A 19,656-nucleotide genomic window follows, 5' to 3' on the forward strand; every position below is an offset into this window, starting at 1 on the left:
AATGCGGTTGTCCGCAAGGGCACGTGGGTTCGAATCCCACCTTCTCCGCCACTGAAGATAAAGCTTCATCGCAAGATGAAGCTTATTTTAATAAAGAAGAAGGTGGGATTCGAACGGGCGGCCGCTCCGGCAGTACCATGGCCTGACGGCAAAGTAAATTAGTTATTAAATAGTTTGTCCCCATACTTAGCATATAACGAGTTGAACCAAAGCTTGTATTGCTCTCGCTTTTCTTGTTTATTTTTATACATCTCATTATCAGCATTCCTATAAATGTGGTCTAAGCTGTCATTATGAGCATCCCCTAATGCAGCACCAATGGAAAAACTCACAGGCAAATAAGAGTTTTCTTTGTTATGTTTTTCGAGTTCAAATTCGATTCTCTGACAGACCTCTTTTAATGAGCCAGGTGAGCAATTTGGTAAAACAATTGTAAATTCATCACCACCTACCCGGGCAGCAACGTCGTTTTCCCGGATAGAACGACGAAGTATTGAAGCAGTGGAAGTAATAAGCAAATCTCCGGCATGATGTCCCAAAGTATCGTTTACCACTTTAAGCCCGTCAACATCACATTCTATAATCGCTACTGGATTAGACCTGCCTGAACACAGTCTTAACAATTCTTCATTAAAGAATGCTCTGTTGTATAATCCTGTAAGATCATCGTGAAAACTGATAAATTTTAACCTGTCCTCAATTTGTTTTCTATATGTTAAATCCGTAAATATGATCACTGTACCTTTATATTTTTCACTTACGTCCAACATGCGGTGAAAGTTTATAACCAGATTCCTGGTTCCTAATTCGAGCATTTTCAAATTCTTTTCAATGGATACTTCAATATCATTTCCGTTGATAAAAGCAGTAAATTCTTCTGCAAGCCAAGGGAATACATGTACTAAATATATTTCATGTTTTTCATTGGAATAATAAGATGTCCCATCAATTCCCGCAGACTTGAGGAACTCTTTAGCTGCATTGTTCATGTTGTCAATCATATTATTACTATCCAAAATGATTGAAGGAGTTGGAATACTTTCAAATATTGTTAAATACTTATTTTTTTCATTCGTCATCATACGATTCGTATTTTGAAGACTTAACGTAAGTACTTCCTTCTTCTCGTTGATCCACTCACTGCTAAAAGCTAATTCTACACGATCAAAAAACCGATTAATAAACAATAAAAAGTAATCACAATCTATATTTTGTTTCCTATAGGTTTCTATTATCAGATCGAGATAGGATTGACGATAATATTTCATCAATCCTAAAAACATTTCCAGGGTAACTCCACGTTTGCGATGAAGCTGTGCCTCAAGTATCCCAAAAGAACCAATTGGATCATTTGCATAATCTTCATCCACATTTAATTCAGGTATAGATTCACAGGACTTGAGAACTGAGATTAAAGCTTCGGATAACCCGTTAATTGATGTACGCCAAGCTTCTTCCAGAGTAGAGGTATATTTTGTATAATTATGCATTTTTGCATATTCTAAGGTACGTCTAATTAAAAATGTTTGATTTGATTGGATCAACTCAACCGGTTCTTTCATCATATTCCCTCCTCTCCTTTAGAAAAATTAATTAAGTTTATTTAGAATCAATGATTCGACATTAAATGACATACTCCTTTCCATCGTATCAAACTATACATTTGGGATTATGCAGATCCATATTTCCTAATTTGATGGGACTTAATTCCTAAATATTAAGGAAGAAAAAGGAATTAAATTAATACTGTAGAATTATAGATTTTACATAGTTGATCTTATTTTTTACGTTATTTTTAGTTGAGAGTAAGTTACTCGTATGCAAACGGTGGTATGAAAGGAGAAAAGACCATGAAACCTCGTTTATCCAGAAATATTGCAATCGCGATATGTGCAGTCATTTTTTGTTTAGGCATAGTCACCTATGGTTATGCGCAAAATGCTTCCTGGCCCGGATTAAAAATAGGCGAGGATAAAACTCCTTATGTTGCTGTGGCAGTGAACGGGGAGATTTCTGGCGATAAAATTATCTTACATTGGGATCAGGTTGATCACCCCAAATTTTCCGGCTATAAAGTGGTGATTTCAAAGAGCAATCCGAATCCGAAGTATCCAGATGACGGGTATTTATACTACATTACTGAAAGGACCATGACCAGTGCGGTGATCAATAACAGTGAAGCCTATAAAAACGGAGACTTTGGCGAGAAACTTGTCCCTGGTGAAAAATACTATTTTAGCATCACGGTGCTTTATTCGGATAAGACCGTTCCGGGTGACAGCCTGCAACTGACGTATCCGATCGGTACGGCTGTCTCTTCACCGGAACCTGCCGAGGAAGCTATCGCAACGCCGGCCGAAACAACACAACCCACCAAGGAAACACCGGCTACAGAAACAAAACCTGCTGTCAAACCAGTTGTATCCTCCTCTTCCTCTTCAAAGGCGCCTCAGGTAACCGTTTCTACGGACAACAACCGGCTTATTGTCAAATGGAATCCGATTTACAGTGAAAGCTTCCAGGGCTATAAGGTCATTATTTCCAAAAATAATTCCAGGCCGGCCTATCCCAGCAGCGGTTATTTGACTTACATTACCAATCAAAGCACCAGCCAGTGGGTAATCGACAACAGCACAGCGTATCACGGCGGAGACTTTGGCAGTTATCTGACTCCCGGACAGGCATATTACGTTAGTGTGACGGCTTTATACAGCGATGGCAGGGTTGCCGGAAATGCCGTCCATGTCACGTATCCGGCCGATGGATACGATTCACTAGCTGAGAAGGAAGGTGTCCGACAGAGCCTAGATCCGATTGCCATATCGGCAACAGCCAGCGGCAGTAATTTGATTTTAAGCTGGACAGCTTCAGAAGCAGCAAATTTTGAAGGCTACAAAGTGGTCATTTCAAAGAGTAATCCTAACCCAAAATATCCAAATGACGGTTATCTGGAATGGATTACAGACCGGAACAGGACTTCGGTGACAATAAACGCCGACACTTATTATCAGGGTGATATCCAGGGTAATTTAGTTTCCGGTGAGTACTACTATTTCAGTATCAGCATCATTTACGACGGATGGATCATTGTTCCGGGACCCGCGCAATATGTCATGATCCCTTAGTTGAGGAAATCTTCAGTTTCGGCCCGTTTTTCATGGTGAAAAGCGGGCCTTTCTATTGGCTCGAAACATATAATGCAAAAAGTAAAAAGCTAAAAAAGTGCTTTTTTTTTTGAGCAAAATCATATATTATAAAGTAGGTAGTTATAAAAAATTTATACTTGTAGAATGGAAGGATGGGAGAGAATGTTGCCACTGCTGCTTGCACTGCTGCCGATAGCAGTCATTGTTGTTATGCTTATTGTGTTTAAAAAGCCAGCCCATACCAGCGGAATTGTGGGTTGGCTTGCTGTTTCTCTTGTGGCGTTTTTGTTTTTTCAGACGTCGGGAGAAGTCATTGTACGCTCGACGCTGGCCGGTCTGATTAAATCTTTTTCAGTATCACTGATCGTAGCCACATCGCTGCTGCAAATGGCCTATATGGAAAAGACAGGGGCCTTAAAACGAATTATTATATTTATTAAGACCTTAGCCAGTGAAAACAGAGCCGTTCAGATCATGATGATCAACATTGGATTTGGAACGCTGATGGTTGCCGTCGGGGCAACTCCTGTATCTCTTCTGCCGCCTATCTTGATTGCGATGGGATACTCTACGTATGTGGCCATAGCTTTACCGGCGATCGGATATGACTCCCTGTGTACGTATGCTTTACTCGGCGCCCCGATCGTGGTGTTTGTGGATATCGCGAACAGCTTTTTAGGAAAAGGCAATGAAATTACCCTTTCTCAAGCCGGAAGCATCTTCTTTATGTTTTTGCCGGTTGTATCTACCCTGATCGGCTTTTCGATGCTTTGGATTGTCGGAAAGTGGAAAGCCGTCAAAGAAGGGATCGTCCCGGTATTGGTTACGGGCATTACCATTTCGATTGTCGCTTATTTTACCAATCATTATGACAATCTGGTTGTCCTCACAGGAGTCTTAAGTGGTTTTGCAGTCATTCTTGTAATGATCCTGTACCTTAAGCTAACGGGTAAAAAAATTATTGATCGAAGCCGGCTGACGCCAGAAGAACTTGCCTATGAAAAAGAATATCCTTTGTGGAAAGCCATTATGCCCTGGCTGCTTTTGATCGTTCTGATTCTGGCACTTAACCTGCCGAAGGAATCTTTCGATTATTTATACCGGACACTGACGCTCAGCATTCCCGGCTTATCTGCAGACGGCAAGCCGATAGCAACCCGAGCTTTATGGAATGCCTACACCTGGATTCTGGTCAGCATCTTGATTTCGATCCCGATTATGCGCCCAAAAGCCGCCCAAATTAAAGATTCGATAAAAGTTTGGTGGCGAAGGGCACCAAAACCTGTTTTCTCAGCAGCGATCTTCTTTGCGATTGGTGAAGTCATGAATATGTCTGGATTTAATATGGCTTCCAATCTCAATGCCGCACTGCCGAAAACACTGTGCCCAAGTATGGTGAAAGTACTCGCAGACTATTCCGCGCAGGCTTTTCATGGAGCCTACGGAGCTATTGTAAGCTTTATTGGATTATTCGGAGGATTCATTACCGGAAGTGAAGCTTCGACGATTGCGATGTTTGCGAAATATACCATGTCAACAGCAACGAATCTTGACTGGGGACTTAAGGGTATTATCATCGTTACAGCCGGGTTAGCCTTTGGTGGAGGACTAGCCAGCGTAATTTCCCCGGCAAAACTCCAAAATGCGGCCGCATCTATTGATAAACTTGGTGAAGAAAACAAAGTGATGCGCGTTGCCTTTATTTTTGCGCTCATCATGTCAGCAGTGACTGCTGCTGTGGTGGTCGCCTTGCTTAAGTTCCTGGTGTAATCGGGAGATCATATCGTAAATAAGAGTCTATGCTAAAATATGATCCTTCAGTGTCCCGATCTCTGAGAAAGAACGGGTCATCTAAATACGAACAAGGACTTCACAGTTGTGAAGTCCTTGTTCGTATTTTAGATATATCAGTTTTATATCAGCCTGAATTATCCTACGCTGACAGCGGGCTGATTTTTGCTAAGCCGTTTCATTTCCAGCGTTATCAACGTTGCTGTGATCAGAACGGATAAGATATCTGCAATCGGGGTAGCCCGCCAGACACCCTCAATTCCCCAAAAATGAGGCAGGACCAAAAGAAGCGGTATATAGAGCAGTACCTGCCGTGAAAGGCTCAAAACAGATGATTGAAGCGGTTTGCCGACTGCCTGAAAGTAACTTGAGCAAATAATTTGAAAACCAATCAGTGGGAACATGGTAAAAAATACCAGTATCACGTGAGTTGCCAGTTCTGTAAGCGCCTTATCGTTGTCACTGAACAAGCCAATGATTTGTTCGGGCCAGAAATGTATGACCAGATAGCCGGCAACAGCAATACAGGTGCTCGCGATGATGGCCTTCTTCAATGCTGCCTTAACTCTTTCAAACTGCCCGGCTCCATAGTTAAAGCCTATGATAGGCTGAGCACCCTGGCTGACACCGATAATCGGCATAAAGAACAATGTTGAAATACTCATAATGACGCCGATGGCAGACAGCGCTAGGTCGCCGCCATAAAGCATGACACTCTTATTCAGAAGCATATTCTGCAAACTGTTGGCAAGTTGCATCGCAAACGGAGCAAAGCCAATAGACAATATGGCCAGATAGATCGGAAAATCCGGTTTTAAGTTTTTCAGGCGGAGCTTAAGCGTGCTGTGGCCGAGAAGAAAATAGCCCAATACCCAAAGCGTCGTAATGAATTGGCCCGAGACCGTTGCGAGTGCGGAACCCGCTATACCTAATCCCAAATGGAAAATAAAAATGTAATTCAATACCCCGTTAATCACAGCACCGAGAATTTGCGTCAGCATCGCAATTCTGGGGTTTCCTTCAGCTCTGATAAAATTGTTCATGCCAAAACCGATTGTGCTAAAAACGGATCCTGCAACAATAATATTGGTAAAATCAAGTGCATTGGGCAATACTTCCTGATTAGCACCAAAAAAGACTAAGAGCTGTTCTGCAAAGGAGAAATAGAAAGCCATAAAAAGGAGCGGAAGCATAATCAAGAGAGTAAGTGCATTACCTACAATTTTTTCGGCTTCTTCTTTTTTCTGTTCTCCGAGCCGGATGGAGATTAATGCTGTTGCACCAATACCAACTAGCATCGCGAGTGCCATAAACAGAAGCATAATTGGGAAGGCCACTGTCGTTGCAGCAATCGCAAGTGTACCGACGCCGCGGCCCACAAAAATCCGGTCAACAATATTATATAAGGCATTCACCAACATACCGACAATCGCCGGCCAGGAAAATTGCCATAATAGCTTCCCAATGCTTTTATTACCGAATTCAAAACTTTTATCCATGTACAGTCTCCTTCTACAGTTTCTTCATAAACTGGGCTACATTTTTACCTAAAGAACTCAGGTAAATAAAGATTTCCGCTTGTCGTTTTTATCCTCTGAACAGATTATCGGAAAAACGATAATTATTCATACTAGCATTTTTGTTTGAATATTTCAAGGAGTTTTTTTAAAATATTCTTGTATGCATTTGTCAAAAAAATAAAAGGACTTCATTCTATAGAAAAATCCTTTTCATTTTGAAAAATACTAATATTATTCTGTTCCTAATATTCCTGATCGCCGAGGAGCGTCGATAGACGGACCCCAAGGGCTTGAGTGAGATGGAAAAGTGTTTTAATAGATGGATTTGTTTTATCTCTTTCGATCTCACATAGATAAGAAACGGAAATACCGGCAATCTCAGCCAGTTCCTTTTGTTTTAAATGCTTTTTCTTCCGAATCTCCCGGATTTTTGAACCAAGGGACATAACACCACCTCCGTCTAATAATTACGCATATAGCGTAATTATGCAATGATTAAATTTAGCCGTCTGCTAAAAATAGGTTCCAATCCCAAGAAAATATAGGATATTCTTCCACATTGCGCGTGTTTACGTCAAAAATGTATAGCAGCTCAGTAGACCTGGCGTTTTTCAGCGATTATACTAGTATTAATTCGCTATTATCGAAAATTTGGAGGAAATTGCGTTGACTGTCGGGGATAGGATTAAAGAACAAAGAAAAGAAAAAAAGTTTACACTTCGTAAGCTTTCTGAAAGAAGCGGTATCTCCATCTCTTATTTGAGTGATATTGAACAAAACAGAAGAAGGCCTTCTTTAGACCGGCTGACAGATATTGCCCTGGGTCTAGGAGTATCGGTATCCTACCTTTTAGGTGAACAAACGATGGATGCGGGCTCAGAACCTGAGTATTATTCCCTGGCGGATAAAAGCGTTCATTTCAGGGAAGTTTTAGAGAAATTGGACGACTTTGATTTCTGGGAAGAAAAAGATCAGGAAGAACTGCTGACGTATCTGCAAATAAAAAAGAAGATCAGGGATTCCGACCTCTCCTGAGCTGCAGACCGGCCTTTAAACGGATACGAGGCGTTCTAAAGACACCTTTAATCAAAAAATAACCGCATATATAATGGTAAAAGAGGGAATTAATGGTCCTCTTTTTTTGCGTTTTTTGATTTGATGTGGTAAAATCGGTTAAAGTAAAAAAATGTAGAATTTTGTCACCTTGAGATACAGGACAAAGATTATGGGAGGATCTCAAGCATAGAAAGATTTTATTCTGACAAAATAACAAAAGATGATGGCGAAAAGCTGTCAAAAGTCCTTAAGGAGGAAAGACCGTGTTTCAACAGAAAAGGATTGGCCGTTTTCTGGCTATGTTCCTGGTAGCATTTACGATTGCTGCACAGGTGATGTTTGTCGGGACAGCCGCCTTTGCCGAAGACAGGGAAAAAGTAAGCCAAGAAGAATGTAACGTCGTTAGTGCAAAAGAAGATCAAACATACAGACAAGAGAATTTAGCACGAATTGCCAGAGACTATCAGGTCGACCCCGAATATCTAGCGTATATTGCGAGCGTTGAAGAGACCTTTCAGCTGGAACCTTATGAACTGTTTGCCTTAATTGCCCAAGAATCAAAATATGTGCCTGCCACCAATATGGATGGCGGATCCTTATCCTACAATACGACCCAAATGAAATTGGCTACAGCTAAAACGGCCTACATGGCCATCACCGAATATTATCATAAAGAGATCCCTTATCCGAACGGGGAACTCCTGTCGGCAGACAAATATTATGCGACCTACTTAGCCGGTGGATATCTGAAGTATTTAGAGGATGTCTATATGAATAAATATGAATCGTACACGGCATATCGATTGGGGATCAACGGCAGGTTAACCTTTTACGAGAATAATGGGCATTACAAATCGGCTTATGCAGTTCAAGTCGAATCTTTAAGCCGTTCCTTTGCCCAATAATTGTTACAATTAAAAATTCAAGTATACTTTTTCCTGGCAAAATTGAAAAGGGATTTTCACCGTGAACGCGGTGAAAATCCTTTTTTAATGGTTTAGTGGCTTATATAGAAGAATTTCTATCTGGTATATTTCGTTACAGCCATTTATTAATTCACCATATTCCAGGCGGAATCCGAAGTCATTCCTTCAATGTCTGGATAGGCGCTTTCGCCATGTTGGCTGATATCAAGGCCTGTTTCCTGTTCTTCAGTCGTTGCTGCAAGAGGAGTAATGAGACTGATGACTTTAAGGATCAAGAAGGTCATGACGCCGCAGTAAGCATAAGTTGCGAGGATGGCCAAAAGTTGTATCCCAACCTGGGAAAATGACCCGGAATAGAAAAGTCCATCCGCACCATTGGGGTTTAGAGCCGTGGTGCAAAAAATGCCGACAGCCAGGGTTCCCCAGGTCCCGCCAATACCATGAATACCAAAAGCATCAAGTGCATCATCGTAACCCAGTTTAACTTTCAGCCAAGCGACTGCAAAGTAGCACAAACCTGAAGAAACCAGTCCGATCAAGACCGCAGCAAGCGGAGTCACGTAAGCGCAGGCAGGTGTGATGGCGCCGAGCCCTGCAACCATGCCTGAGACAGCACCGAGTACGGTTGGTTTGCCATGAAGCAGTTTTTCAATAATTATCCATCCCAGTAGTCCGGCACAGGCAGACAGGTGCGTAGTAGTCGAGGCAAGCACAGCAATACCGTCTGCAGCCAGTTCACTACCGCCATTAAACCCGAACCAGCCAAACCACAGGAGACCTCCGCCAAGAATCACATATGGAATGTTATGTGGGATAGCCTGTTCTGAGTCTTTATGGTAGCGTTTGCCAATATACAAAGCGGCAATCAAGGCTGAAAAGCCCGAACTAATATGGACAACAATCCCTCCGGCAAAATCCAAGACGCCCAGATCAGCCAGCCAGCCTCCGCCCCATACCCAATGGGTAAGAGGCACATAAATCAAAAGGCTCCACAGGGAGATTAAAAGGATATAGGCTGGAAAGCGCAGTCTCTCCGCTGTTGCTCCGGTCATAATAGCTGGAGTAATGATTGCAAACATCATTTGATAGAGCATAAACAACATATGAGGAATTGTTGCACTTTCTGTTTTGGGATTCAGACCAACACCTCTTAAGCCTGCATAGTCCAATCCGCCAATCAAATGCCCGATATCCGGCCCAAAAGCCAGGGTATAACCGATAACAATCCAGAGAATCGAGATAATTCCGATTGCAGCGATGCTTTGCATCATGATCGACAGGACATGGCGTCTTTTGACGAGCCCTCCATAAAAAAAAGCGAGTCCGGGTATCATTAAAAAAACTAGGGCGGTGCTGAAAAGCATAAAGGCAATATCGCCATAATTCATTACAATCTCTCCTTTTTATCCTTGCCATCCTTGCCAGCAGATTTTTGACATTCATGGCATCGCGACATTGGTCCAGTCGAATTACTTTATCGTCCGTGACGTATTCAACACCGTGAAGGCTATTTAGACGCCTCCACGCTTCCTGTTCCGCCGTCCATAGACATCAAAAAAAGAAGCCCCCAAAAAACCGGCCTGCAGGCTGGCTTTTTTTGTGGCTCCTTTGCCTAAGAAAAATATAATGAACACTCAGCAGGCTGTAAAGAGATAATAATGATAAATAATGTATACAGACAAATATACTGTATACATTATTTGTTGGCGAAACGAATCTTATTTTCAGAAGGGATAGTTTGCTTAATTTGAGATACATAGGCCAGCATCTCTGCATAATCTGCACTGTCCAGCAGCGGATCCTGCCCTGACTGATAATTGGCCAGGGCCTTTGTCACATTTAAGACGCGATATGTCTTCGGACCGGCTCTTGGAGTTTCATCAATCCAGGTCGGATAGTATGCAACATGTGTGATAACTGGTTTTTCAGCAGAACGGATATCCAGAAAAATATCAACCATGATGCCCATATTCGCCGTATCTGTTTTTTGATCGGAAATAAAATTTCCCTGGGCATAGATCACCAATCCTTCTTTTTCTTTACCAGTGGACTTGCTTTTTACTTGGAGAAAGGTGATCGGCTGGACAGCATGGACATGATTGCCGGCGATGATATCAACCTCCGTATTTTCAAAGATCCAGGTGGCCAGATTAATCTGTTCAGCGGAGGGTTTTACGGCATACTCCGTTCCCCAGTGCAAAGAGGCAATAACTAAGTCTGCTCCCAGAGCGCGCGCCTTCTCAGCATCCCTAAGGATTTTTTCCCGATCCAGATAATTCACAGCAAAAGCTTTATCTTCAGGAAGGGTAACCCCATTGGTGCCATAGGTATAGCTTAAGAAAGCGATACGCAGGCCGGAAATTTCCTGGATCAGAATTTTCTGACTGTCTTCGGCGGTCTGATAGGTTCCCGTATGTTTCAGACCAGATTGATCCAGAAAATCGATCATCCGGCTTAGGCCCGAAAAATTCCGGTCTAAAGAGTGATTATTAGCGGTAGAGACAACATCTACACCAAGTGTTTTCCGGACAGCGTCAGCCACTTGTTCCGGGGTATTAAAAGAAGGATAACCGCTATAAGTCATTTCCTTCCCGGCCAGGGTCGTTTCAAGATTGGCAAGAGTCAGGTCGGCGAGCCTTGTATCCTCCCCGATTTCTTCAAAAGAAGGTCTAAAATCATAGCCTCCGCTTATCTTGGCTGCCTCGTATTGCGTTGGATGGCACATGATATCCCCAAGCAGCGTAAGTTTAATTTGCGTAGATTCAGCAGCCTCAGGTTCAGAAGCAGCGGTCTCTGACGAATTACTTTCAGAAACGGCATCATTGGCGGCAGGCATCAGTTCTGTGGATTCGGAAGCCAGCGGTGTCTTGGCTTTTTCCCAAACGGTAACACTAAGAAGTAAGATCACCGCTGCAAATATAGGAAGCCAACGTTTTCTTAACATAGCCATCACCTAAATTCTTCACAAATTTGTTAACCAGCGTTCACATTAATGACACATAGAGTGGATAAAATAGCATCATCAAAAGATCGTTGGAATATGCGACAGGGGGTGAGCATGTGAGCAAATATCGCCAGGAAATTAAAATGAGCATCAATAACTTCGACAGAGCAGTACTGGTCAACCGTTTAAATAGGGTGCTTCCCAAGGACAAACATACCGGGCCGGAAGGCTTTAATACCGTCAGAAGTCTTTACTTTGATGATATTAATGATACGGCATTATTGGAGAAGTTGATAGGGGCTAAATATCGGGAAAAATTTAGAATCAGAACATATGATCATTCTACAGCAATCATCCGGCTTGAGAAAAAAGTCAAGAACGATGGGTCAGGCTTTAAAGAGAGTGCGATTTTGACCGAAGAGGAATGTCAAGACTTAATCAACGGCAACTATCAATTTTTGAAAAATTGTCCGGAAGCTGTATGCCGGCATCTTTATACGAAAATGAGAACTGGCCTGTTTAAGCCAAAGACAATTGTAGAGTATCAACGGCAGGCCTACATATGGGAACCGGGTAGGGTAAGAATCACGATCGACGGTGATGTAAAAACCGGACTCGCTGCAACCAGCTTTTTGGATTTTACCACCCCACTGGCCTATGCTTTAGCGAGTGATACAGCGATTCTGGAAATTAAATATGACTGTTACCTGCCAAGTCATATTGCCAACCTGATTCAATTAGACAGCAGACAGAAGGCAGCAATCTCAAAATATGTTTTATGCCGGAAATACGGATAAAAACGCAAAAGATAAATAAATACAAAGAATGCGGATTAAATGCGCAAAATTGAACCTCAACATCAAAATAATTTAGAATCTTAATGGAGGATAGTATTATGGATGCAACAACGACTGCCGTTACAACGGCGGCTACAGATCAAACATTTACCTTTGCAGATATTTTTAAAAACAATTTTCTTGAAAACGCAGTCACAAATTTTTCTATTGTTGATGTGGCGATTACGTTACTGATTTCTTTTCTACTCGGACTGTTTATCTATGCGGTGTATAAGAAGACGTTCAATGGGGTCATGTATTCCAGGAACTTTAACGTTTCTCTTGTAGGGATGGCAATGATTACCACACTCATCATCATGGGTGTCACGTCTAACATCGTTCTTTCTCTCGGCATGGTTGGAGCTTTAAGTATCGTACGTTTCAGATCAGCAATCAAAGATCCAATGGACATTGTCTTTATCTTCTGGGCCATCGCAGCGGGAATCGTCAGCGGGGCAGGGCAGTATCTGCTGGCCATTAGCGGGTCGATTGTCGTCGGAATCATGCTGATTATTTTTACAAGTAAGACAACCAATGAAATTCCTTATATGGTGGTTGCAAACTGCAATAACGGCGAGGCAGAAAGAATGCTGCTGATAAAGCTGGCGGAGCATGTCAAAAGAATGAAAATTAAATCAAAAGCAGTTCGCGGTGGACAGGGAATCGAGCTTACCGTTGAAGTGCGATTAAGAGTTGATAACACAGATTTTGTCAATACCTTGGCAGCTATAGAAGGAGTAAACGATGTTGTCCTGGTAAGTTATAACGGAGAGCTTGCAGTGTAATCATCCTTTAAGCAGCATTGCATCCGACGCCTGAAAAAGAGGGGTTAAAACATGGACAAAAAAATTACAGGGATTGTTGCGGCCCTGCTTGCAGTATGCACCTTAACGACCGCCTATTCAGTACTGTCTTCCAAGCAGGGAGACAGTGCCGTCCATTTGAACACTGGAAGAACAGGAACAGGCAGCTCCTCCACAGGGTCAGTTTATTCTGCTTATATGGAACGTTTCTTCGATCCTGACAAAGTCATCGAAATTCGCATTTCAATCCCTGAGGCGGATTATCAGGACATGCTGCAAAATCCCGCAGAGGAAGAATATAAAGAGGCTCAGGTTGTGATTGATGGCTTGAAGACAAAAAGTGTCGGAATCCGCACCAAAGGCAATTCCAGCCTTAATTCAGTCCTGAAAAGCAATTCCGACCGCTACAGCTTTAAAATTGATTTTGATCATTATATTGAAGGGCAAAGCCTTTCGGGTCTGACCAAACTGAATTTGAACAATGGCTGGGGTGATGCGTCCTGTATGCGGGAATACCTATCCTACTCGCTGCTGAAAGAGATGAACGTTCCTGTTCCTGCTTATTGCTACGCGAACCTTTATATCAATAATCATCCAGCAGGTTTGTATCTGGCAGTTGAGGGCGTTGAAGAAGCATATGCGGAAAGGTACTTTGGCCAGGACCATGGGACACTCTATAAACCGTATGGCGATCGGGGTAAAGGAAACGATTTGGTTTACAGTGATGACAATATTGAATCCTACAGCGGCCTGCAAGCTGTGACCGCCTTGAAAGAAGGCAGCAATGAGGCTTTAGTTAAGATGATCAAAGCACTAGATGAGGGCGGGGATTTAGAAACGTACCTGAATATTGACGAGATCCTACGATATTTTGCAGTTAATACCGTACTTGTCAATATGGACAGCTATCAGGGACAGTTTACCCACAATTATTATTTATATGAGGAGAACGGAGTATTCAGTTTCCTCCCCTGGGATTATAATTTGTCCTTTGGTGGATTTGGCGGAGGTACTGCGCTGTCTATTGATCAGCCGGTTTCCGGAACGTCATTAGACCAGCGCCCACTGCTGGGCAAACTACTCGAAGTACAGGCGTATAAGGACGTCTATCACCAATACATGAAAGCTTTTATCCAAGGGCCTTTTGCTTTGGAGAAAATAACGGCTAAAATCGAGAAAACCGCTGATCTGATTAGACCTTATGTCGCAAGTGACCCAACCAAGTTCTATACGCTGGAACAATTTGAACAAGCAATCGGCGAAGGCTCTTCTCAGGAACCTATAACAGACAGTAAGACCACATCCCGAGGCGGCTTTGGGGCTGGAAAGAATATGCCGGGAAGCGGAGATTTGATAGGATTGGTTGCATTTATCCGGGACCGGATTGATAATGTCTCCAAACAGCTAAGCGGGGAACTACCTTCATCGGGAACAACAGAGGATGCGGCCGGTGAAAATGCAGGTGGGCTACAGCCGCCGCTGACAAGACAGGGACAACAGGCGCAATGGGGACAACGGGCAGAGCAAGGGCTGCAGGGAATACATCCCGATATAAGACAGGATCAAGGCATGCAGCCACCGGGAAATATGCCAGAAGGAATGGATTATAAGCAAAAGATACCGGGCATAAATTGGCAGGAAGCGCCCGGTCAGAATTCTAATAATAGATGGATAAACCGTCGAGAAGATTATCTTATTGGCGGTGCGGCATTCGTGCTTATAATTTTAAGTCTGGCTATCCTGAAAAAAAGGAACAAGCATTCGATTTAAGTATAAAGAGGGTTTGCTGTTTGAACATTGATTCAGAGCAAACCCTCTTTATTTAGTATCATGCCTATCCTAAATCTACATATCCCTACTGGTAAAATTTCAGTATACGGCGTTGTCTTGCAGCTCCTTGCCATACAGAGTTTTCCTCGGTGGTTTACATGAATTAGAGGGTTGACAAGGCACTAGTGCTGGACATCATATTCTTTAAGCTGCGAGACTACTTTTTCGTTTTCCGGCATCACATACTCAGATTTGATTAGACCGACGTCTTTCTTATAGTAATATAAGCTGTAATTTCCGCTTTCAGGATACGTGATTTTTACAGTCAGGCAATTTTCAAAAATCCCGGCTGGCACTTCTACCGTGGCGGCCGTGTCAATGATCTCATATGAATTTCCTTCACTGGTCCACGAATTGCCTGAGGTAAGCGGTGATTGCAGAAGGATAGCCTCAATATTTGATGGTTGATCCAAGATATTTTTATCTTCATAGAATTCAGACTGTCTAAAGGTATTAACAATACGGTCTGCTGCAACTTCATATCTGTTAGCTGTAACAGTGCCGCCATTGTCAATTATGACCTGGTATTGATTACGCTGCTGGTACGTAACTTTTTCTGTATAAGAAGCATATTCGTTACCGATTCCTTCATAGAACCAGTAATTGCCGACACTCAACGGAATGTACGCGGCAATATTTTCAGTCTGCTCGCTGGAGGGAGAAGGGGCCGGTTTCGGTTCCGGTTTGGCGAGAGAGCATCCGTTAAAAAACAAGAGAGCCAGAACGATAATGCTCCAGAGGGCATGCTTTTTCTTTAATACATGTGTAATAGGTTCGGGGACAATTTTCATTGAATTAGCCTCCTTTGCAGTCTAAAAAATGATACAACACTATTTTCAGTATGCCAAAAAAATAATAATATAGCCAACTTTTCATTCTGTTTGATTTTCTATCTTGCAAAACAATGTTGTCATGCTACAATGTCACTATAGTCATAAATTCGTGACTTCCGTATAAAATATAAATGGATAAACTGTATCACATCCTGTATGATATTGCTGAAACGGCAGAGAAAAAAGCATATTTGAAAAGGGGACGCGAAAATGGCGAAAAAAAAGAAAATCGTGGCAGCCATTATTGCTGCAGCTGTATTGCTTTCAGGCTATCTGGGGTGGGAATATTTTTATTCTTCTGATGACGAGACGGTTGAGGCATCCGGTACAATTGAAGCTACCACCGTGGACTTGCGTGTGATGATCGCCGGCAAGGTTCAGAATTTTCAGGTAAAATCCGGGGATAAGGTCAAGAAAGCAGATATCATTGCCGAGATACAGCGTAATGATTTGGCAGCCCAGCTGGAAAGGGATAAACTAAATGTAGCAATTGCTCAAAACAATCTGGATGCTTTGCCGTCGGGAAGCAGTGACCATACAATTACAGCTGCCCAAGATCAGGTAATGCTGATGCAGGCTGTCGTCAAAACAACGGAGGCGCAGCTGGCTGATCTGCAGATAAAATCTCCGATTGACGGGACCATTCAAGCCAAAGATTATGAAATTGGTGAATATGTCACGGCCGGATCCACGTTGGCCACGGTTGTCAATCTGGACCAGGTCTGGATTAACGTATATATACCGACAGATGACCTGCCTTTTTTAGAATTGGGAAGGGAAGCGAATTTCACGATCAGTGGTCTGGACAGGGTGTTTACAGGCACGATTGCTGAAATTGCCAGCCAGGGAGAATTTACGCCCAAAACGATTCAAACCAAAAGAGAAAGGGCCAATATTGTCTACAAAGTCAAAATTGCAGTGGATAATCCCGAAGGATTATTGAAACCAGGCATGCCGGCAGATGTTGTGATCAAAATGGTAGAGACGGCCAATGATTAAGGTAAATCAGCTGTCTAAAAAATTTGGATCTCTGCTGGCCGTTAACGATGTAAGTCTGAACGTCAGCGAGGGAGAGATTTTTGGTTTGATTGGTCCGGATGGAGCAGGTAAAACGACGCTCATTCGGGTTATCTGCGGGCTGTTGACCCCAGATGCCGGTGAAGTAAGGGTTTTGGGGCTCACGGACAGAGAACGGGAAAAAGGAAAAGACGCCGGTGCCAGAAATTTTGGTTATATGCCGCAGCGTTTCAGCCTCTATGGCGACCTTACGGTCATGGAGAACTTACTCTTTTTCGGGGAGATGTACAGCCTTAAAAAAGAAGTCATTATCCATCGTTCGGAAGAGATTCTGGAAATCACCAACCTGGTTGCGTTTAAAAAAAGATTTGCGGATCAACTTTCCGGCGGAATGAAGCAAAAACTGGCGCTGACCTGCGCGCTTGTCACCAGGCCGAAACTGTTGATTCTCGATGAACCGACCTATGGTGTTGATCCGGAATTCCGGAAGGAGTTCTGGAAGATTCTATACCAGTTGAACCGGGAAGGAATGACCATGCTGGTGTCTACCCCATATATGGATGAGGCGGAACTTTGTACCTGGGTAGCGTTCATGAATGAAGGAAGCGTTCATGTGCTGGATACGCCAGTGGGCCTGAAAGAAAAATTCCCTTATCAGGTCTGGGAGGTTATGGCTGATACAAAAGAACCCTGGCTGTTCGGGAAAACAGATGGAATCCTGGATTATTCCCTATTTGGAGACAAGTACCGTTTGATCATGGACAAGAACGTCGAGGCAGAAGCCTTTATTGAACAGACCCTTACGACAAAGGGCTGCACCTTTAGCCAGCTGCAAAAAGTGGCCCCTTCCATTGAAGATGTCTTTGTCATCATGGCAGGAGGAAAATAGATGGAAAATGTGATTATTACCGAAGGCCTGATAAAAAAATTTGGTGACTTTACCGCAGTTGACAACGTTTCGCTTCGGGTCGGAAGAGGGGAGATTTTTGGTTTTTTAGGACCGAATGGCGCGGGTAAATCGACGACAATCCGAATGCTCTGCGGCATTTTGGAACCAACCGGGGGCTCTGCGGTAGTTCTGGGCTATGATCTCCGAAAGGAAGCTGAAAAAATTAAACAAAGTATCGGCTATATGTCTCAAAAATTTAGCCTCTATGATGACCTTACAGTGAAAGAGAATTTAAAATTCTATGCAGGTCTGTATGGAATTCCGCGCAAAAATTTATCCGGGAGAATGGATGAAATGATTGCGATGGCCGATCTGACAGGAAGGGAAAATGAACTTGCCGGTAACTTAAGCGGGGGCTGGAAACAACGGCTTGCCTTGGGTTGCGCTATCATTGCCAAACCACCGCTGCTTTTCCTAGATGAGCCGACCAGCGGAGTTAGTCCGACCAGCCGCAGAATGTTCTTTCAGATCATCAAAAAAATGACGAATGAGGGAACCACGGTCATGGTAACAACCCACTTTATGGATGAAGCAGAACGCTGTCATCGGGCCGCGTTTATATCCGGCGGGAAACTGATGGCGGTGGATAGTCCGGACCAACTCAAGAAAAAATCAATTCAAGGTTGCATGGTTGAGCTAAAGCTCAAGGATGGCATGCAACGCGTGAAGGAAATCGAAAAACTGCCTTATGTTAAGGAGTGTACGATCCACGGGGCGCTCCTTCACGTCCTGCTGACAGGAGAGGATGATGTTTCGCAGCTGGAGCAGGACTTGGCCTGCGAACCTCAAATTATTATGCCTTCTCTGGAAGATGTTTTTGTAGCTTTGGCCAAACAGCAAAGAACCTCGGGATACGCCGAATAGACGAGGAGGATACGAATGGGAAGAATTCAGGCTGTTCTTTATAAGGAGTTTCTGCATATCCGCAGAGACAGACTGACACTGGGACTGGTGTTTATGCTTCCTCTGATTCAGCTGCTTCTATTTGGTTATGCGATCCAAACGGAAGTCAAACATATCCCGACGGTAGTATTTGATCAGTCTCTTAGCGAGGAGAGCAGAGATCTACTGGAGGCTTTCAGTGCTTCCGGATATTATGACGTCCTTTATGCGGCCAATAGCTTTCAGGAAGTCAATGATATGATTGACAGCGGTAACGCGAAGGTCGGGATCGTTTTTCCGCCAGGTTTTGCCAATAACGTGCAAAAAGGCGAATCTGCCCCTGTCCAGGTGATTGTCGATGCGAGCGACAATATGGTAGCGAACCAGGCCATGGCGACAGCTAATTCCATCGGCCTGCTGAAATCACAGGAAGTCATCACTCAGAAACTGCATATCGATCTGACTAATCCGCCGTACGACATCCGAGTACGGGCCTGGTATAATCCGGACGGAATTACCGCTTATTATATGGTGCCCGGGATCCTGGGAATTGTTGTGACACTTTCTATGGTGATGATGACATCGATGTCCCTGGTCCGGGAGAGGGAAAAGGGAACGCTCGAGCAGCTTATTGTTACGCCGATCAAGTCGTATGAGCTAATGATCGGAAAAATTATTCCTTATATCTTTCTGGGTTATATCCAGATTACCGTTGCCCTGCTGGTCGGGGTCCTGGTGTTTGGAGTTCCGATCAAAGGAAGTCTGCTGGAACTGTATGGCTTGACGCTTTTCTTTATCACAGCGTCCTTAGGTCTGGGTATCATGATATCCAATATTGCCAGAAATCAAATGCAGGCTTTCCAGATGTCCTTTTTTATCATGCTTCCGAGTATTATGCTTTCGGGTTTTCTTTTCCCGCGAGACGCCATGCCCAGGATCATTTACTATCTCAGCGATGTGATTCCGCTGACATATTACCTGGACATCATCAGAGGAATCGTTCTGAAAGGAATTGGTTTTTCCTACCTGGTCAGCCAGGTCATCTGCCTGATTTTATTTTCAGTGTTGTTTCTTACGATCAGTATTCTGAAGTTTAAGAAGAAAATAGCCTAAAAAGAGGAGT

Annotated in this window: 17 protein-coding genes; 11 read left to right on the top strand and 6 right to left on the bottom strand. The window is 43.3% G+C overall.

The window, feature by feature from the left end; all coding sequences use genetic code 11:
- Nucleotides 1-158 precede the first annotated feature (158 nt).
- On the bottom strand, nt 159-1,562 hold the full coding sequence (locus A7D23_RS12745) for a GGDEF domain-containing protein (protein WP_019224889.1): 1,404 nt from the start codon (nt 1,560-1,562) through the stop codon (nt 159-161).
- A gap of 288 nt (nt 1,563-1,850) precedes the next feature.
- Here A7D23_RS12745 and A7D23_RS12750 point away from each other — a divergent pair, with 288 nt between their 5' ends.
- Both A7D23_RS12750 and A7D23_RS12755 read left to right on the top strand, forming a co-directional pair.
- Nucleotides 1,851-3,125, top strand: coding sequence for a hypothetical protein (locus A7D23_RS12750; RefSeq protein ID WP_019224888.1), 1,275 nt, complete (start codon nt 1,851-1,853; stop codon nt 3,123-3,125).
- Nucleotides 3,126-3,308: 183 nt separating this feature from the next.
- Nucleotides 3,309-4,916: an L-lactate permease gene (locus A7D23_RS12755; RefSeq protein WP_019224887.1), complete on the top strand. Its 1,608-nt coding sequence runs from the start codon at nt 3,309-3,311 to the stop codon at nt 4,914-4,916.
- Between the two features lie 158 nt (nt 4,917-5,074).
- On the opposite strand, the gene A7D23_RS12760 is transcribed toward A7D23_RS12755, so the two are convergent.
- Nucleotides 5,075-6,436 carry an MATE family efflux transporter gene (locus tag A7D23_RS12760; RefSeq protein WP_019224886.1) on the bottom strand — a complete coding sequence of 454 codons (1,362 nt, stop codon included), beginning with the start codon at nt 6,434-6,436 and terminating at the stop codon, nt 5,075-5,077.
- 263 nt (nt 6,437-6,699) lie between these two features.
- A complete protein-coding gene (locus A7D23_RS12765; protein WP_015042261.1) occupies nt 6,700-6,903 on the bottom strand; it encodes a helix-turn-helix transcriptional regulator in 204 nt (67 codons plus the stop codon).
- 220 nt (nt 6,904-7,123) lie between these two features.
- On the opposite strand from A7D23_RS12765, the gene A7D23_RS12770 reads away from it, so the two are divergent.
- Together A7D23_RS12770 and A7D23_RS12775 are read left to right on the top strand one after the other, a co-directional pair.
- Complete coding sequence (locus A7D23_RS12770) at nt 7,124-7,492, top strand: helix-turn-helix transcriptional regulator (RefSeq protein WP_019224885.1); 369 nt, start codon at nt 7,124-7,126, stop codon at nt 7,490-7,492.
- 284 nt (nt 7,493-7,776) lie between these two features.
- A complete protein-coding gene (locus tag A7D23_RS12775; protein WP_019224884.1) occupies nt 7,777-8,418 on the top strand; it encodes a hypothetical protein in 642 nt (213 codons plus the stop codon).
- Nucleotides 8,419-8,564: 146 nt separating this feature from the next.
- Here A7D23_RS12775 and A7D23_RS12780 read toward each other — a convergent pair whose 3' ends face one another.
- Entirely contained in the window at nt 8,565-9,827 is a 1,263-nt protein-coding gene (locus tag A7D23_RS12780; protein ID WP_019224883.1) for an ammonium transporter, read from the bottom strand.
- A gap of 308 nt (nt 9,828-10,135) precedes the next feature.
- On the bottom strand, nt 10,136-11,383 hold the full coding sequence (locus A7D23_RS12785; protein ID WP_019224882.1) for a CapA family protein: 1,248 nt from the start codon (nt 11,381-11,383) through the stop codon (nt 10,136-10,138).
- Nucleotides 11,384-11,499: 116 nt separating this feature from the next.
- Between A7D23_RS12785 and A7D23_RS12790 the strand changes: the two genes are divergently transcribed.
- From A7D23_RS12790 to A7D23_RS12800, 3 genes are all read left to right on the top strand, one after another.
- Entirely contained in the window at nt 11,500-12,180 is a 681-nt protein-coding gene (locus A7D23_RS12790) for a polyphosphate polymerase domain-containing protein (protein WP_019224881.1), read from the top strand.
- A gap of 98 nt (nt 12,181-12,278) precedes the next feature.
- A complete protein-coding gene (locus A7D23_RS12795; protein ID WP_019224880.1) occupies nt 12,279-13,004 on the top strand; it encodes a DUF4956 domain-containing protein in 726 nt (241 codons plus the stop codon).
- A 51-nt stretch (nt 13,005-13,055) separates the two neighbouring features.
- A complete protein-coding gene (locus tag A7D23_RS12800) occupies nt 13,056-14,792 on the top strand; it encodes a CotH kinase family protein (protein ID WP_019224879.1) in 1,737 nt (578 codons plus the stop codon).
- 182 nt (nt 14,793-14,974) lie between these two features.
- Here A7D23_RS12800 and A7D23_RS12805 read toward each other — a convergent pair whose 3' ends face one another.
- Nucleotides 14,975-15,643, bottom strand: coding sequence for a hypothetical protein (locus A7D23_RS12805; protein ID WP_019224878.1), 669 nt, complete (start codon nt 15,641-15,643; stop codon nt 14,975-14,977).
- A 252-nt stretch (nt 15,644-15,895) separates the two neighbouring features.
- Here A7D23_RS12805 and A7D23_RS12810 point away from each other — a divergent pair, with 252 nt between their 5' ends.
- From A7D23_RS12810 to A7D23_RS12825, 4 genes are read left to right on the top strand one after another with little or no spacing between them, the layout of a single operon-like run.
- Nucleotides 15,896-16,684, top strand: coding sequence for an efflux RND transporter periplasmic adaptor subunit (locus tag A7D23_RS12810; RefSeq protein WP_019224877.1), 789 nt, complete (start codon nt 15,896-15,898; stop codon nt 16,682-16,684).
- Complete coding sequence (locus tag A7D23_RS12815) at nt 16,677-17,591, top strand: ABC transporter ATP-binding protein (protein WP_019224876.1); 915 nt, start codon at nt 16,677-16,679, stop codon at nt 17,589-17,591. The genes A7D23_RS12810 and A7D23_RS12815 overlap by 8 nt, the downstream gene beginning before the upstream one ends.
- Nucleotides 17,592-18,515 carry an ABC transporter ATP-binding protein gene (locus A7D23_RS12820; RefSeq protein ID WP_019224875.1) on the top strand — a complete coding sequence of 308 codons (924 nt, stop codon included), beginning with the start codon at nt 17,592-17,594 and terminating at the stop codon, nt 18,513-18,515.
- 15 nt (nt 18,516-18,530) lie between these two features.
- Nucleotides 18,531-19,646, top strand: a complete 1,116-nt coding sequence (locus A7D23_RS12825) for an ABC transporter permease (RefSeq protein WP_019224874.1) — start codon at nt 18,531-18,533, stop codon at nt 19,644-19,646.
- Nucleotides 19,647-19,656: the final 10 nt, after the last annotated feature.

The sequence above is a fragment of the Dehalobacter sp. TeCB1 genome, from assembly GCF_001707455.1.
GTDB classification, from domain to species: domain Bacteria; phylum Bacillota; class Desulfitobacteriia; order Desulfitobacteriales; family Syntrophobotulaceae; genus Dehalobacter; species Dehalobacter restrictus.

What these genes read in the sequence shown, in the direction of transcription:
- A7D23_RS12745 (WP_019224889.1), bottom strand. Translation starts at nt 1,562, where the DNA reads ATGAAAGAACCGGTTGAGTTGATCCAATCAAATCAAACATTTTTAATT.
- A7D23_RS12750 (WP_019224888.1), top strand. Translation starts at nt 1,851, where the DNA reads ATGAAACCTCGTTTATCCAGAAATATTGCAATCGCGATATGTGCAGTC.
- A7D23_RS12755 (WP_019224887.1), top strand. Translation starts at nt 3,309, where the DNA reads ATGTTGCCACTGCTGCTTGCACTGCTGCCGATAGCAGTCATTGTTGTT.
- A7D23_RS12760 (WP_019224886.1), bottom strand. Translation starts at nt 6,436, where the DNA reads ATGGATAAAAGTTTTGAATTCGGTAATAAAAGCATTGGGAAGCTATTA.
- A7D23_RS12765 (WP_015042261.1), bottom strand. Translation starts at nt 6,903, where the DNA reads ATGTCCCTTGGTTCAAAAATCCGGGAGATTCGGAAGAAAAAGCATTTA.
- A7D23_RS12780 (WP_019224883.1), bottom strand. Translation starts at nt 9,827, where the DNA reads ATGAATTATGGCGATATTGCCTTTATGCTTTTCAGCACCGCCCTAGTT.
- A7D23_RS12785 (WP_019224882.1), bottom strand. Translation starts at nt 11,383, where the DNA reads ATGTTAAGAAAACGTTGGCTTCCTATATTTGCAGCGGTGATCTTACTT.
- A7D23_RS12795 (WP_019224880.1), top strand. Translation starts at nt 12,279, where the DNA reads ATGGATGCAACAACGACTGCCGTTACAACGGCGGCTACAGATCAAACA.
- A7D23_RS12800 (WP_019224879.1), top strand. Translation starts at nt 13,056, where the DNA reads ATGGACAAAAAAATTACAGGGATTGTTGCGGCCCTGCTTGCAGTATGC.
- A7D23_RS12805 (WP_019224878.1), bottom strand. Translation starts at nt 15,643, where the DNA reads ATGAAAATTGTCCCCGAACCTATTACACATGTATTAAAGAAAAAGCAT.
- A7D23_RS12810 (WP_019224877.1), top strand. Translation starts at nt 15,896, where the DNA reads ATGGCGAAAAAAAAGAAAATCGTGGCAGCCATTATTGCTGCAGCTGTA.
- A7D23_RS12815 (WP_019224876.1), top strand. Translation starts at nt 16,677, where the DNA reads ATGATTAAGGTAAATCAGCTGTCTAAAAAATTTGGATCTCTGCTGGCC.
- A7D23_RS12820 (WP_019224875.1), top strand. Translation starts at nt 17,592, where the DNA reads ATGGAAAATGTGATTATTACCGAAGGCCTGATAAAAAAATTTGGTGAC.
- A7D23_RS12825 (WP_019224874.1), top strand. Translation starts at nt 18,531, where the DNA reads ATGGGAAGAATTCAGGCTGTTCTTTATAAGGAGTTTCTGCATATCCGC.